This window comes from Streptomyces sp. NPDC004838, from assembly GCF_053600955.1.
Genome location: NZ_JBSGAW010000013.1, coordinates 90,420 through 106,104, shown reverse-complemented (window position 1 = coordinate 106,104; position 15,685 = coordinate 90,420). Strand labels below are relative to the sequence as shown.

General features: G+C 70.7%; 10 protein-coding genes. 2 read left to right on the top strand and 8 right to left on the bottom strand.

What is annotated here, in order from left to right; translation table 11 throughout:
* Positions 1-172: 172 nt before the first annotated feature.
* Positions 173-2,188: an ABC transporter ATP-binding protein gene (locus tag ACWEFL_RS17120; RefSeq protein ID WP_451713036.1), complete on the top strand. Its 2,016-nt coding sequence runs from the start codon at positions 173-175 to the stop codon at positions 2,186-2,188.
* A 141-nt stretch (positions 2,189-2,329) separates the two neighbouring features.
* On the opposite strand, the gene ACWEFL_RS17115 is transcribed toward ACWEFL_RS17120, so the two are convergent.
* The gene (locus ACWEFL_RS17115; RefSeq protein ID WP_451712822.1) at positions 2,330-2,815 is read right to left on the bottom strand and encodes a DUF1269 domain-containing protein; all 486 of its coding nucleotides are present in this window, start codon (positions 2,813-2,815) and stop codon (positions 2,330-2,332) included.
* A 439-nt stretch (positions 2,816-3,254) separates the two neighbouring features.
* Between ACWEFL_RS17115 and ACWEFL_RS17110 the strand changes: the two genes are divergently transcribed.
* On the top strand, positions 3,255-3,617 hold the full coding sequence (locus ACWEFL_RS17110) for a DUF805 domain-containing protein (protein WP_451712819.1): 363 nt from the start codon (positions 3,255-3,257) through the stop codon (positions 3,615-3,617).
* A gap of 198 nt (positions 3,618-3,815) precedes the next feature.
* Here the strand turns inward: ACWEFL_RS17110 and ACWEFL_RS17105 are convergent, their stop codons facing one another.
* The 7 genes from ACWEFL_RS17105 to ACWEFL_RS17075 form a co-directional block, all read right to left on the bottom strand.
* Complete coding sequence (locus ACWEFL_RS17105) at positions 3,816-4,526, bottom strand: rhomboid-like protein (protein WP_451712817.1); 711 nt, start codon at positions 4,524-4,526, stop codon at positions 3,816-3,818.
* 150 nt (positions 4,527-4,676) lie between these two features.
* Complete coding sequence (locus ACWEFL_RS17100; protein WP_451712814.1) at positions 4,677-5,717, bottom strand: DNA polymerase Y family protein; 1,041 nt, start codon at positions 5,715-5,717, stop codon at positions 4,677-4,679.
* Positions 5,714-9,661, bottom strand: a complete 3,948-nt coding sequence (locus ACWEFL_RS17095) for a PHP domain-containing protein (RefSeq protein WP_451712812.1) — start codon at positions 9,659-9,661, stop codon at positions 5,714-5,716. The genes ACWEFL_RS17100 and ACWEFL_RS17095 overlap by 4 nt, the downstream gene beginning before the upstream one ends.
* Before the next feature lie 697 nt (positions 9,662-10,358).
* Positions 10,359-12,521: an FG-GAP repeat domain-containing protein gene (locus ACWEFL_RS17090; protein WP_451712809.1), complete on the bottom strand. Its 2,163-nt coding sequence runs from the start codon at positions 12,519-12,521 to the stop codon at positions 10,359-10,361.
* A 458-nt stretch (positions 12,522-12,979) separates the two neighbouring features.
* Positions 12,980-14,020 (bottom strand): hydrogenase expression/formation protein HypE, encoded by a 1,041-nt coding sequence (gene hypE / locus ACWEFL_RS17085; protein ID WP_451713034.1) that lies wholly within the window; start codon positions 14,018-14,020, stop codon positions 12,980-12,982.
* Between the two features lie 175 nt (positions 14,021-14,195).
* Positions 14,196-15,320, bottom strand: coding sequence for a hydrogenase formation protein HypD (gene hypD, locus ACWEFL_RS17080; RefSeq protein WP_451712807.1), 1,125 nt, complete (start codon positions 15,318-15,320; stop codon positions 14,196-14,198).
* On the bottom strand, positions 15,317-15,643 hold the full coding sequence (locus tag ACWEFL_RS17075; protein ID WP_451712804.1) for a HypC/HybG/HupF family hydrogenase formation chaperone: 327 nt from the start codon (positions 15,641-15,643) through the stop codon (positions 15,317-15,319). The genes hypD and ACWEFL_RS17075 overlap by 4 nt, the downstream gene beginning before the upstream one ends.
* Positions 15,644-15,685 lie beyond the last annotated feature (42 nt).

Genomic DNA, 15,685 nt, shown 5'->3' with positions numbered 1-15,685 from the left:
GGACGGCAAAGGCACCGGCAACGGAGACGGCAACGGCTCCGGGGACGGCCGAGCGCCCGGAAGCGATCGAGACCCCCGGAGCGGCCAGGACCCCGGCCAGAACCCCGGCGAGGACCCCGGCGAGGTCTCGGAGTCCGAGCGGCTGCTGTTCGGCGGCCCCCTCCGCTACGACATGGGCTGGAGCAAACACGACGGCTCGTTCCTCGAACTGGACCTCCGCGCCATGATCGCGCGGACGCCCCGGCTGATCGCCTCCACGATCGGGCTCGCCCACCGCGCCGACCCGCGCGCCCTGCGCCAGGTGGCGGGCGCGGAGTTCGGCGGCGGTATCGCGCAGGCCGTCGGTCTGGTCGCGGTCAACCAGGTCCTCGTCCACATCCTGGGGACGGGCGGGACCGGTGAACGTCTCGCCGCCGCCGCGCCCGCGTTCATCGCCGTGGCGATCACCGCGCTGATCGGCGCGCTGCTGCGGTCGGCCTCCACCGCCGGGACGGGACGGCTGGAACCCAAGGTGTCCCGCGTGGCCACCGAGCAGTATCTGGAGCGGGTGGCGCGGGTCGAACTGGAGGCGGTGGAGGACGAGGAGTTCCACAAGCTGATGGACTCGGCGCAGTGGGGCGCCGCGTCGGCCCGGCGGATGATCCGGATCTGTACATCGGTGGTGAACGCCGCCATCTCGCTGATCGCGGCGGCCGGTGTGCTGACGATCCTGCATCCCGCCCTGCTGCCGCTGCTCGCGCTGATGACGCTGCCGAGCGCGTGGAGTTCGCTGACGATCGCCCGCCGCCGATACATCTCCTTCCACACCTGGGTCCAGCACGCCCGCGCGGGCCAGCTCATCGGCCGGCTCCTGATCGACACTCAGGCCGCGCCGGAGGTGCGGGTCCACAACATCGGCCCGTTCCTGTTACGGCACTTCCGTACGATGGCCGAGACGGGAGAGCGTGAGCAGACCCGGCTCGCCTCCCTCGCCGCCCGTACCGGACTGCTCGCCTCCGGCTGGACGGGACTCGCCTCGGCCGCCACCTACGGCGCACTCGGTCTCCTGCTGTGGACGGGAGCGATGGATCTGGCCGTCGCCGGCACGGCCGTCATCGCGATCCGCACCGGCTCCGCCAATCTGGAGGGACTCGTCGTCCAGTTGAACCTGCTGTACGAGGAGAGCCTGTTCGTCGCCGACCTGGACCGGCTCTGCCGGGAGGCGGACCGCCGTCTGATCCCCGAGACGGGCGTCCCGCTGCCGAAGGACCTGCGCGCGATCCGCTTCGAGAACGTCACCTTCACCTACCCCGGAGAGAGCGGCGAGCCCGCACTCGACCGTGTGGACATCACCATCCCGACGGGCCGGATCATCGCGCTCGTCGGCAACAACGGCAGCGGCAAGTCCACGCTCGCCAAACTGCTCTGCGGTCTGTACGGACCCGACTCAGGCCGGATCCTCTGGGACGGCGTGGACGCGGCCGAGGCGGACCGGGCCGAGCTGTTCGACCGGATCGCCGTCGTGGCGCAGGACTTCTACCGCTGGCCGTTCACCGCCCGTATCAATGTCGCCATCGGCCGCGCCGACGCTCCACACGACGAACCGCTGCTGGACGCGGCGGCCGAGTACGCCGGCGCGGACGAGACGATCGGCTCGCTCCCGCACGGCTGGGACACCCTCCTCGCGCGCGGCTACAAGGGCGGCCACCAGATCTCGGGCGGCCAGTGGCAGCGCCTGGGCATCGCCCGCGCCCGCCACCGCGACGCGCGGATCCTCATCGTGGACGAGCCCACCAGCGCGCTGGACGCCGAGGCCGAGCAGCGGATCTTCGACCAGATCCGCAGCCTCGCGGCCGAGGGGCAGACCGTCATCCTGATCACGCACCGGCTGCACAGCGTCCGGCACGCCGACGAGATCTACGTACTGGAGAAGGGCCGCGTCATCGAGCACGGCTCGTTCGACGAACTGATGCGGGACGACGCGGACGAGGACGGGGACGGGGGCGGGGACGCGCACGCAGGCGAGGACGGAGACGGGGGCGCGCACGCGGGTGGGAGCACGGGCAAGGCCGCGGGCGGGGGCGTCGGCACGTTCCGGCGGATGTTCCTGATCCAGTCGCGCCAGTACGAGCACGGGTACGGGGGCGGGGCGGCCGTACCGTCCATCAGGCGGCCCCACGAGGCCGGGACCCCGGTCCAGACCGACTGAGACCCGCGCTTCCGGTTCACGCCGGTACGCGGAACGGCCCGGCCTCCTCGTCGGGAGACCGGGCCAGGCGTCGTCTCGCCACGACGCTTAGTCAGTTGAGCCGGCTGCGCCGACTCGGTCCGCTCAGGCGGCTCAGGCGGCTCAGGCTTCGAACATCTCGCGCAGCTTGGCCTCGTCGTCCTTGGAGAGGTTGCTGCTGATCAGCTCGGCGGTCCCGTCCGGGAACGCGTCGTGAACCCGGTCCATCACCACGTCCGTGGTGAGCAGGAAGAGCGCGGAGGTGCCCGGCTCCACCTCCTTGCGGACACTCGCGATGAAGTCGTCGTCGATGCCGACGTCCGAGAGGGATCCGCTGATGGCACCGGCCGCGGCACCGATCGCCGCACCGAGCAGCGGCACGAAGAAGATCAGCCCGAAGAGCATCCCCCAGAAGGTTCCTGACAGGGCGCCCACGGCGGTGAGGTTGTGCAGCTGCTTGGTCTTCGGCTGCTTACGGCCGGACGGCCAGGTCACGACGGCGGCGTCGTGGATGTGGATGAGGTCCTGCTTCTGCAGCGCCTTCAGAGTGTCCTCGACCTGGGCGGCGCCCTCGGGTGTGGGGAACTTCCAGGCAGTGAGCGTGGCCAAGAATGTCTCCTTCTGGAACGGCCGGGCAGCCCACTGGGCGGCTCCGGCTGAGCAGTGGTGCTGCGGTCGCGCACTGCCACCCATCCCAACACTGAAGGGCATTTCCCGCATTTCGGGCGTGATCGCGTCGGGAGGCCGGGAGCGCTTCACGATCGGACGGAGACGATCCGGGAGAGGTAGTTCGCGCGCGGCCGTCCGCGGGCAGCCTTCAGGAATCCGGGCGCGGGGCCGAGCCGAGGGCCGAGCGAGGGGCCGGACCCGGAGGACCGATGGCCGAATGTGAACAGCTGGAGAAGATCACAAGAGGTATCGATTTCCCTCTTATGGCAGCTTGACCTTGACAGACCGATCGGCTTGACCGGAACACTTCAAGAAGCATAAGTTCTGCCCCTGGCTTGATCTATGAGGATGAAACCCATCACGTCCTTTGGGGGGACACATGCATTGGTACGTGGACGTTCTGAAGAAGTACGCGGTATTCAGCGGGCGGGCACGCCGTCAGGAATACTGGATGTTCTTCCTGTTCAACATGGTCATCGGCATCGTGCTGAACATCATCGACAGGGCGGGCGACCTCGGCTCCGTCATCTCGTTCGTCTACTCCCTCGCCGTTCTCATCCCCGGCCTCGCCGTAGCCGTCCGCCGTCTGCACGACGTCGGCCGTTCGGGCTGGTGGCTCCTGATCGTCGTGGTGCCGCTCGTGGGCGCCATCATCCTGATCGTCTTCCTGGCCACCGACGGCGAGCCGGGAGTGAACAAGTGGGGCGAAAACCCGAAGCGGGAGCAGGTACACGATTTCTGATCTTCCGCACACCGGTTCCGATCTTCCACACACCGGCCGACGGGAACCGCTCTCCCGTCGGCCAGAACAGCCCCATCCGTTCGACCGGGTGGGGCTGTTCGCCGTCCGTATACGCCCCGGTTCCACTCCGTCCGGCGAATAGCGAGGGACGTTCCGGCTGCACCCGAGCGCCTCAAACCGTCTTATCGAAGCACTATTTCACATTGAACGTTTTTCTCCGCGAGCCGCCACCCGGCTCCGCACCCGCCTGACCGCGTCCGCCGGATTCCACGGCGCTCCCCGCCCCCATACCAGCGGATAGCACGCCAGCCCGATCAGCACCGAGGTGAAGTGGCCGAGGTCGGTGAAGGTGCGGCCGGCGAAGAGCGGGGGCGTGTAGACGGCGAGGACACCCGCCAGATACACGTACCGCCAGGGCGAGGCGATGCGGTACGTGAGTACGGCGACCACGCCCGCGAGGGCGTAACTCACGCCCACATCGAGTGTGTTGACGGCGGAATCGGGGGCGAGGTCGTGCCGGATCGCCCAGAGCAGCGCGCCCTCGCTGATGTAGGTGGCCAGGACGTGGGCCGTGACGGCGACCGTCAGCCAGCGGAGGGTGCCGAGCCAGCGTTCGGCCTGGGCGTGGAAGACGGTGTAGAGGACGGCGTACGAGAGCCAGCCGCCCCCGTCGATCCATAGAGCGCTGGAGATCAGCACTCTGATCGGATTGGTGGACAGTTCGTGGATGTTGGTCGAGCGCTGCCGCAGGAAGTCCGCCTCGAATTCGGGCGACATACGGCCCAGGAGGACCGTGGTGACGAAGAGGAGCGCCAGCCAGATGTACGTGCCCGGGGCGCTGCGCACATACACGGCGACATGGCGTACACCGCTGCGGATGGCGGCGACCGGGGCGGTTGAGACGCGCATGGAGTGATTCACGCACGTCGGGGCGTGGGACGGGCGAACGACATCCCGGCCCGGTGTGATGCCCTGTCAGCGATGCGTGTCAGCACGGTCCGGCACTCTTCCGGAGGCGTGCGGGTCTCACCGAGCCACCCTCCTCCGCCCCCGGCCCGCTCAGTGCGGCCCCGGCGGTCCGGCCAGCGCGGCAGGGCGGACCGCCGCCGGTCCGAACCTGGCGCGGGCCCGGTCCGCGGCGGCCTCGATCCTGCGGGCCGCGTCATCGACCGGGTCGAACGACAGCTGGTGGGTGGCGAGGTCGGCGGGGCCGATGTCCTCCGCCCGGAGCGTGATGCTCCGGACGCGGGCCCGCTGGAGCGCCAGCGCCGAGTGGAGCCGGTACGCCGCGTCCGCGAGCGCCGGCGAGTGCGCGGTCGGCTCGGGCAGCGTACGGGAGCGGGTGGTCACGGACCGATCGGCGTAACCGACGGCGAGGACGAGCACACGGGCGACCTGTCCCTCGCTCCGGAGCCGCCAGCCGAGTTCCTCGGCTCCCGCGAGAAGGGCGCGGTGGTGCTGCTCGGGGTTGAGTTCGTCCCGGCCGAAGTCATGGGTGGCGGTGAGGGCGCGGGGTGGCGCGGTGGGGGTGACCGGGGTCGGGTCGATGCCGTGGGCGTACTGCTGGAGCCGGCGTCCGGTGGGCGCGCCGAGGATGCGCTGGAGGGTGAGGGGTGGGAGGCGGCCGATGTCGCCGATGGTGTGGAGGCCGTAGGGGGCGAGGGTGCGTACGGTGGCGGGCCCGACACCGGGCAGCGCGGCGACGGGCAGAGGGGCGAGATACGCGGCGATCGCGTCCGGGTCCGTGGGCGCGGTGCGGATCGCGCCGGGCGGGCCCGACTGCGCGGCGATCCGGGCGAGCAGCGGATTGGGGCCGACGCCGATGGTGCAGTCGACGCCGTACACGGCGGCGGCACGCATCCGGACGAGGGCGGCGAGGTCGCCCGCGTCCCGCCGGAAGTAGCGGCGGGCGCCGGAGACGTCGGCGAGCGCCGCGTCGGGCGGCACGGCCTGGACGACCGGGGTGATCTCGCCCAGCAGGCCGAGGAGCGGGCGGTAGTCCTGCTCGGCTCGAATACCGGGGCGAGAGGCTCCGGTGCGAGAGGCTCCGGGTCGGGAGAGGCCGGCACGAGAGGGGGCGAAGTGGAGGTAGAGGATCATCCCGCACTCCCCCGGCTGGCGTGGTGGAGGGTGCGACCGCCGACCAGCGGGACGCCGGGCGGCCGGAGATCGGCCCATGCGTTCATGACGTAACCGGTGGGCTCGGTGAGCGTCCGGCCCTTGCGGGACGCTCCCCGTCCCGCCGGGTCGGGGCGCGTGAGCCGGTCGGCGACGGCAGAGGCTCCGCCGTCGCGGTAGAGGTCGATCAGCTCGGCGAGGTCCCACGCGGCGAGCCCGGTGACGCTCAGGCTGCGCGGTCTGTTCCGGGGGCGGCTGACCGTACCGCGTACCAGGAGCAGGGCGCTGTGGAAGACGGTCGAGGCGCACCGGTCGTGACTGTCCTCGAAGAAGGCCAGGTCGGACAGGCCGGTGGGGTCGTCGAGGGTCGCGAAGATGACCCGGCGTCCGCCGCGTATCGGCGGGGTCTGCGTGGCGGTCTTCACCCCGGCGACCAGGACGGTGGCGCCGTTCGGCAGCCGGTCGAGCCGGGCGGCGGGCGTGGCGCCGATATCGGTGAGCAGGGCCAGATGGTCATCGAGGAGATGGCGGGTGACGTCCATGTCGAGCACGTCGAGTTCGGCGGCCAGTTGGTCCCATGCGTCCATGGCGGGCAGTCCCGTGACGGATTCCCGGCCGCTGTCGTCGCCTCGGTTGTCGTCGTCGCCTCGGTTGTCGCCTCTTCGGTTGTCGGCTCTGTTGTCGTCGTCGCTTCGGTTGTCGCCTCTGTCGTCGCCTCTTCGGTTGTCGGCTCTGTCGTCGCCACCCCGGCTGCCGCCGTGGCCGGTGCCCCGGCCGGTACCGCTGGTGGCACCACCGCCTCCTGGGCCGTCGTCGAGACCGCCCCAGCCGCCCCCGCCCTTGCCGCCCCCGCCCTTGCCGACGCCGTCGCCGCCGTCGCCGTCGCCTCCGCTCAAGGGGAGCTGACCGGAGTCCAGGGACGCCCGGCCCTGCCGGTGCAGCTCGGCGATCTCCAGCAGCAGATCCCGCCGCCCCGCCCCCGAACCCGCGTGCGTACCCGAGCCCGAGCCCGCCCCCGAACCCTCATGGGAACCCGAACCCGCGCCCGGACCCGCACTCAGGCAGTCCAGCGCGCCGACCCTGGCCAGGCGATCGGCGGTCGGTCTGCTGGGCCGGGCGCGCTGCCAGAAGTCCTGAAGCGAGACATACGGCTGCCCGACGGTGATGCGCCCTGTCTCCGCCTCGCTGATGCCCCGTACATGCGCGAATCCGATCCGCACCCCCCACCTTCCGGATACCAGTTCGATTCTGGAGTCGGAGTGGGACCGATTGACGTCCGGAAGCAGCATCGGCACTCCCCGGCGGCGGGCGTCCGCGACGAACACCCGCTTGTGGTACATCCCCGGATCGTGGGTGAGCAGCCCGGCGTAGAAGGCCGCGTCACGGTGCTGCTTCAGCCACGCGGACTGGTACGTGGGCCGGGCGAAGGCCGCGCCGTGCCCTTTGCAGAACCCGTACGCCCCAAAGCCCTCGAGCACGGCCCACACCTCCCGTACGACCGCCGCCGTATAGCCGCGCCGCCGCGCCTGGTCGGCGAACCAGGCCCGCAGCCGCCCCTGCCGGTCCCGGTCCGAGAGCGCCCGGCGCGCCTCGTCGGCCTGCCCGAGGTCGCAGCCGGTCATCCTCTCGATGATCCGGATGACCTGCTCGTGGAAGACGACCTGACCGCCGGTCTCGGCCAGGATCGGCTCCAGATCCCGGTGCGGGTAGCGGACCGGCGTACGCCCGTCGCGTACGGAGATGAGCGGATCGATCATGTTCGCGGCGACCGGCCCCGGCCGGAACAGGCTGATGTCCAGCGTGATGTCGTCGATCGACTCCGGCTTCAGCCTGCGGACCAGATCCCGCTGGCCCGGACTCTCGATCTGGAAGCAGCCCATGGTCTGCGCCGACTGGATGAGCCGGTAGGTGGCCGCGTCGTCCAGCGGCACCTGCGCGGGGTCGTCGATGTCGAGCCGTTCGCCCGTGGCGCGCTCGATCTCGGCGACGGCGTGCGCGAGCGCGGACTGCATCCGTACGCCGATGAGGTCCGCCTTGATGTGTCCGGTGTCCTCCACGTCCTCCTTGTCGAACTGCGCCATGGAGATGCCGTCGACGGTGGTGGGCACCACGGGTGTACGGTCCAGCAGCCCGGCGTCGGAGATCAGCAGGCCACAGGGGTGCATCGCCATCCCGTGCGGCAGCCCGTCGAGCGCCTCCACCAGCGTCCACAGCCGTCCGTGGTCCTCACCGGCGATCCCCTTCAGCTCCGGCAGCTCCCGCAGGGACGCGCGGACGTCCTCCGCCCTGATCTGCGGGAAGCTCTTGGCCAGCCGTCGGGCCTCTTCGGGCTCGATGCCGCGCGCCCGCGCCACGGCCTCGATCGCACCGCGCGCCCGATAGGTCTCGTATACGGCGAGGGTCGCCACCCGCTCAGTGCCGAAACGTTTCAGCACTGCCTGATAGACCTCCACCCGCCGCGCGCTCTCCACATCCAGGTCGATATCGGGCATGGCGGTGCGGTACGAGGAGAGGAAACGTTCCATCACCAGGTTGTGCGCGACCGGGTCGACCGGGCTCATGTCCAGCAGATGCACCACCAGCGAGCCCACGCCGGAGCCGCGGGCCGTCACCCGTACTCCCAGACCCCGGGTGACCTCCACGATCTCCGCCATGGTCAGGAAGTACCCGGCGAGCCCGCGTCCGGCGATGATCCGCAGTTCGCTCTCCAGCCGGTCCCAGCGCTTCGGGTCGCGGTGGTAGCCCCGGTGCATCATCGCGCCCGCGCACCGGGCGGCCAGTTCCCGGTCCGCCGTCTCCTGCGTCGCGCCGATCAGATGCGGCTCCGGCAGATGCAGCCGCCCCAGCCCGAACGCCTCGGCCGGATCGACCACACAGGCCGCCGCCGTCTCCTCGGTCGCCGCCAGCAGCCGCCGCGCCTCTCCGGTGGAGCGCCCGGCCGCCTCGGCGATCCGCTCGGCGATCCGCTCCATGCTTCCGGCGTCCTTCAGCCACCGTTCACCACCGTCCAGCAGCACGGCGTCACGGGCGTCGACCGGCACCAGCAGCCGCGCCGAGTCGAGGATGTCCGCGATCTCGCCCTGACCGGGGTCCGCGTACCGGACCGCGTTGGTCAGCACCGCCGTGACCTGCTGCTCGGCCGCGAATCCGAGCAGCCGCGCGGCCAGCCGCAGCGACCCCGGCCCGGTCCCCGGCCGGTCATGGCAGACGACCTCCAGCCGCAGCGCCTCGCCGAACAGCTCCCGCCACGGCTCCAGCAGCCGCACCGCCCGGTCCGGCCGTCCCCGGGCCAGCGCCTGCCCGATCTCGGAGTCAGCCCCGAGCAGCACGAACAGCTCCTCGCCGACCGCCGCGTGCTCCAGATCGCCCCAGGTGATCCCGTCCGCGGCGGCGGCCGACACCAGATGGCACAGCCGGGCCCAGCCGGCCGCCGACCGCGCCAGCACGGTCGCCCGCTGAGGGGCCTCCACCACGAAGGGGCCGCCCTTCGCCGGGGTACGGGCACGGCCGGTGCCGCCGACGGGCGCGGCACCGGGCCTGCCGCGTCCGCCGCGTCCGCTGTGTCCGTCGGGCCACCCGTCTCGCTGTCCGCCGGGGCGTCCGTCGCGGTGCCCGTCATGCCATCCGTCGCGCTGTCCGTCATGCCGTTCGTCGCGCTGCCCGTCGCGCTCGGAGCCGGTCCCGTACCCGGTCCGATACACGGGCACAGGCACGGCAGGCACGGCGAGATCGGCCCCGAACAGCGGCCGGACCCCGGCCCTGGCACATGCCTTGGCGTGACGCACCGCGCCCGCGAGGCTGTCGCGGTCACTCAGCGCGAGCGCGTCGAGGCCCCGCTCCGCGGCTCTCTCCGCCAGATCCTCGATATGGCTGGCTCCGTAGCGGAGGGAGTACCCGGAGGCCGTACGGAGATGCGTAAACGACATACGCACCTCCTCTCACCAGCCACAACGTTCCCTCCAGTCGCCTCCAGTCGATTCGACCCTCGCGAACTCCTCCTACCTCACGATAGACCAATTTCGAAGAAACGTTCGAAAGCTGATGTCGCGGGGGCGCGTGCGGGCGTACGCACTCTCCGCGATCGATCCGAGAGAGGGTGGGGAGGGGACATCGGCAGTCACCACCCCACCCCCGCCACATCAGGCACACCGGGCGCACCTGGCCCACCGGACGGGTCGGACAGACCGGACAGGTCGGACGACATGGCGGCCAACCGCACCGAACCGGCTCAGCAAGCTCCCCCGACCGCCTGGCCGCAGGCCCACCGCCAGGACGGCAACGGGCGGCGGCCGGTGACGACGGCCGACCTCGCGATCCTGCCGCTCCCCGGCGTCAAGGCCCAGGAGTCTCCGCCCACGCGGCATACCCGAGCCTCAACCGGGCACCCGCGTATCAGGCCCCGCCGCGTATCCCCCCTCGCGGCGGGGCCTGTCTGCCGCGTCGGGCGGAAACGGCCGAGGTGCGCGCCCGCGAAGGGGTGCGCACCTCGGCAACGCGGCGCTTCGTCCTGCGTGACGAAGCATCACGGCCCTGTCTGCGGACGGGCGTCAGCTCGTCCGCCCGTCGGCCCGTCGGGTCGTCGGCTTGTCAGCTCGTTCGCCCGTTGGGTCGTCGGCCCATCGGCTAGCTCAGCGTGGCGAAGCCGTTCCAGCCGATTCCGATCTTCACCGCACCGCTGAACCTTCCGGCGCCGGTGCCGTCGTAACGCCACAGGGTGCCCGCGGCGTCCCGGCCGACCAAATCGTCCTTGCCGTCCTTGGTCAGGTCCCCGACACCGACGATCGCGGTGAAGCCGTTCCAGCCGGAACCGGCCTTGGCACCCGCTCCGATACCGCCCTTGCCGTTGCCGTAGTACCGCCACAGCACGCCCGCCGCGTCCCTGGCCAGCAGGTCCGCGCGCTTGTCTCCGTTCAGATCACCGGCGCCGACGATCGTCATGGGCTTCCACTTGGTGCCGATACGACCGGTTCTGGTCAGCCCGCCCTTGCTGTTGCCCGCATACAGATAGAGATCACCGGTGGACGTCTGGCGGGCCACCAGGTCCGTACGCCCGTCGCCGGTGAAGTCGCCGGACACCACAAAGGCGTTGAAGCCGGTCCAGCCCGAACCCACCACCGCGGAGCGGCTGGTCGGGGTGACCGCTTTCCCCTTCTCGGGATAGTAGGCGCGCAGTCCGCCGACGCTGTCGCGCACCAGGACGTCGTTGACGCCGTCGGCGTTCAGGTCACCGAACGGAATCAACGTCGAGGTGGTGGGCCAAGTGCCGCCTGGGGCCTTGGCGGAGAAGACACGCGAGGCGTTGCCCTGGTAGACGGTGAGCGCCCCCGAGGACGTCCGCGCGAAGAGGTCCACGAAACCGCCGGCGCCGACATAGTCACGGCGGACGGCGGGCACGACCGGCGGTTCGGGCTTGGTCAGCCCGGTCCCGGCCGTCCACAGCTGACCGATGAAGTCCCCGGTCGACTCGTGCCACACCGCGGTGGTACGGCCCTGGGGACCACCGGCGACCTGGCCGATGGCCACGCTCGACGGCTTTCTGCTGAGCGTCGTCGGCGCGGTCCAGACGCCGTTGACGCGGGCGGCGTGCCGGAAGATCCTGCCGGAGTCCGAGCCCGGCGCGGCGTTCTGCACCCAGCCCGCGTGGACCGTGCCGTCGGGGCCGATCTCCGCGTCGAACTGCTCGGGGACGTACTCCGTCGAGAGCGTCCGAACGGCGGACCAGGCGCCCGCGGCGGAGCGGGTGGAGGTGAGGGTGGCGTACCCTCCGCTCGGCATGAAACCGACCCAGACAAGGGTGACCTCGCCGTTCGGGGCGACGAGAGGCTGTGTGGTGACCGGGCTGTCGACCGGCCCGACGGCCTCGATCGGACCCCACTGCGTGCTGCCGGCCGGGCGGACGACCGCCTCCATCACGGTGGGACCGCCTCCAGCCTCGGAGGCGATCCACACGAGCACGGCCCTGCCGTCCGAACCTGTGCCGACCCGGGCATCGCCGGCCCAGGACGAGGGCGCCGACAGTCGGCGGGGGGCACTCCACCGGGAGGTGCCGGGCGCCTTGTCGACAGCGATGACAGCTTGATGATCGGGGCCGTTCTCGCTCCAGACGACCGTCAGCGATCCATCCGCCGCAATGAGGATTTGCGAACCGCCTTCGAGCGTCTCGGCAGGCGTGTCGTCCAAGCGCTGGGCCGTTGACCAGGTGCCGATCGAGTCATCGCGCTCGGAGACGAAGATCTGGGTGGCCCGGCCGGATCCCTGGCTCCACGTCGCCGCCATCCTGCCCGACGGGCCGATCGCCAGAAACGCGGAGCGCAGATTCGGGCCCTCGGCGATGTCAACCGTTGCGGACCAGTTCGTGGCCCCTGCTTCCAGTGTCGACGTACGGACGGTGTTCCCCGCCCCCGACGGACCCCCCGGCCGTATCCATGTCAGGTGGACGGAACCGTTCGGCGCGGGCAGCAGTTGAACGCTCTCCCGCCCCATATACATGGTGTCGAGCACCGTCGGCTGTCCCCAGGTGGCGCTGTTCGCCGGCCGCACGGCCACGCGTAGCTCCAGGTTGGAGGTTCCGGCGAGCTCCCGGTACATCGCGGCCACGACAGTGCCGTCGGCCGCGGTCCGCACATCGATGACATTCACGATGTCCGTCGTTCCCGTCAGCGCCGTCGGACTGCTCCACGGCCCGGCCACGTCACCGGGCGCCGCCACGGCGACCGAGGAGGCACCGACCACACCCGTGCCGACGGCGCCCAGCGCCAGTACGGGGACGAGCGATGCGCCAAGCAACCGGCGTACGGTCGCACGCCGAGGGTGAACGTTACTTCTCAAAATTCCTCCAGCTACCTGCTGTTAGCTGCTGTGTGCATGAAGGGGACACAGTGACAGGTCACCGGCCCTGTGAGAATCCCCCGGCATGGCCCCCCACGATGAGCGGGACAGTAACAGCCGCCTGTGTCAGCGGCCGAGGGGGTTTCGGCTCGGCGGAAGACGACGCGCACGTGACCGCTCCCGCGCATTCCCCGCCCGTCCGGTGCACATCGCACCACACCGGTGAGCCGGGTCAGAGCCGTTGAGCAGGAGAGCCGGAACCCGGAACCCGGAAACCCGAAAGCGGGAAGGCCGGGGGAAGGCGGGCGAAGGCCGGGGAAGGCGCGGGAAGGCGGGAAGGTCAGGGAAGCCGGGAAAGCCGGAAAACGGGCGCAACCACGATTCCCGGCCCCCGGCCCTCCGTCTTCTCTCATCCCTCAGCAGATCCTGGGCAGTTGCTCCCCGATCGGCAGATCGACGACGCGAGTGCCGCCCAGGCCCGTGCGGGCCACGACCATTCCGGGGTGGTCCGTCACCGTCTCGCCGATCACGCGGGCCTCCGCGCCCAGGGGGTGGGCGCGCATCGCCGCGAGGACGGCATCGGCGTGGGCACGGGGGACGAACGCGACGAGTTTGCCCTCGTTGGCGACGTACATCGGGTCGAGCCCGAGGATGGCGCACGCGTTGGCGACCGTGGGCGGTACGGGAACACCGCGCTCCTGGATCACGACGCCCGTGCCGCTGGCCGTCGCGATCTCGTTGAGGGCGGCGGCCAGGCCGCCACGGGTAGGGTCGCGCAGGACGTGCAGATCGGGGGTGACCGCGAGCATGGCGTCCACCAGGCCGCCGAGCGGAGCACAGTCGCTCTCGATCTCCACATCGAACTCAAGGCCCTCGCGGACGCTCATGACCGCCACACCGTGAACGCCGATCTCACCGCTGACGATCACCACATCACCGGGCACGACCCGCTGAGGGCGCAGATCGACGCCCTCCGGGATGAGGCCGATGCCCGCGGTGTTGATGTAGACGCCGTCTCCGTGCCCGGCCTCGACGACCTTGGTGTCACCGGTGACGATCTCGACGCCGGCGGCGCGCGCGGCGGCTCCCAGCGCCTCGGCGACCTGCGCGACGACCGGCATCGGGACGCCCTCCTCCAAGATGAAGCCGCAGGAGAGAAAGGCGGCTCTGGCGCCGCTCATGGCAAGGTCGTTGACGGTGCCGTTGACGGCCAGGTCGCCGATGCTGCCGCCGGGGAAGAACAGCGGCCGTACGACGTAGGAGTCGGTGGAGAAGGCCAGCCGGACGCCGCCGAGCGAGACGGCGGCGGCGTCGCCGAGCTGTCCGAGGACCTCGCCGCCGTAAGCCGGCGCGAAAATGTGCTGGACGAGTTCGGCGGAGAGCGCGCCGCCACCGCCGTGGCCCATCACCACACGGGGCTGATCGCGCAGCGGTGCCGGGCATGTCCAGGACAGCATGTCGGGGACGGTCCCAGTCCCGGTCGCGTTGACGGTTCCGGCCTTGCCGACAGTCGCGGTCGCGGTCGCGGTCGCGTTGACAGTTCCGGCCTTGCCGACGGTCCCGTTCCCGGCCGCGTCGACAGTTCCGGCCGCGCTGACGCCTGCGGCGCGTGGGGACGACACTTCGGTGGTCTCAGGCAACGGGGCTCGCCTCCAGACGCTCGGAAGCGGTGTCGAGCCGCCGGTAGAGGTAGTACGCGGCGCACGCGCCCTCGGTGGAGACCATGGTGGCGCCGAGCGGATTGCGAGGGGTGCAGGTGGTTCCGAACACCTCGCACTCGTGCGGCTTGATCAGGCCCTGAAGGACTTCGCCGGATCGGCAGGCGGCCGGTTCGAGGGTGTGGATGTCCGTGACGGAGAAGCGGTGCTCCGCATCGAACTCACGGTAGCGGGGGGCCAGTCTCCAGCCGCTGTCGGGGATCACGCCGATACCGCGCCAGGCCCGGTCGCCGACCTCGAAGACATCCGCCAGCATGGTCCGGGCGGCCGGGTTGCCCTCGGCGCGCACCGCGCGCGGGTAGGCGTTGTCGACGGTGTGCTCGCCGCGTTCCAGTTGCAGCACGGTACGGCGTACGCCCTCCAGGATGTCCAGTGGCTCGAACCCGGTGACGACGATGGGAACCCGGTACCGCTCGGCGAGCCGCGGATACTCTTCGACGCCCATCACACTGCATACGTGCCCTGCCGCCAGGAACCCCTGTACGCGGCAGTCCGGTGACTGCATGACGGCCTCGATCGCGGGAGGCACCCGTACGTGCGAGACCAGCATGCTGAAGTTGCGGATGCCGAGCTTACGGGCCTGATACACCGTCATGGCATTGGGCGGGGCGGTGGTCTCGAACCCGATGCCGAAGAACACCACCTGCCGCTCCGGGTTCTGCTGGGCGATCTTCAGGGCGTCCAGCGGCGAGTACACGACCCGTACGTCACCGCCCTCGCTGCGCACCCGGAACAGGTCCCGGTCGGTGCCGGGCACGCGCAGCATGTCCCCGAAGGAGCAGAAGATCACCTCCGGGCGGGCCGCGATCTCCAGGGCCTTGTCGATCATCTCCAGCGGGGTGACGCAGACCGGGCAGCCCGGACCGTGGATCAACTCGATCCGGTCCGGGAGCAGTTGGTCGATTCCGTGCCGGATGATGGTGTGGGTCTGTCCGCCGCACACCTCCATCAGCGCCCACGGCCTGGTCACCGTGGAGTGGATCTCGTCGAGCAGACGCCGGGCCAGCTCCGGGTCCTGGAATTCGTCGATGTACTTCACTGCCGTGCCTCCTGCGGCGCCGCTGCACCGCTGTCGTCGGTCCAGGGATGACCACTCGCCTCCGCCGCCTGCTCCCAGGGGTCGCCGAACTCCTCCTGGAGCAGACCGAGGGTGGCGAAGAGTTCAAGGGTCTGCTTGGCGGACTCCTCGTCCAGGCGCTGTAGCGCGAACCCCACATGGACGATGGCGTACTCTCCGACCTGAAGGTCGGGCAGATACTCCAGGCACACCTCTTTGACGACACCGCCGAAGTCGACGCTGGCCATGCGGGTGCCGTCCCGTTCCTCGATCTCCAGCACTCTGCCGGGTACCGCCAGGCACATGGGGAATCTCCTCACTGTGGGGCCGTCGTGGGGTGGGGTGCG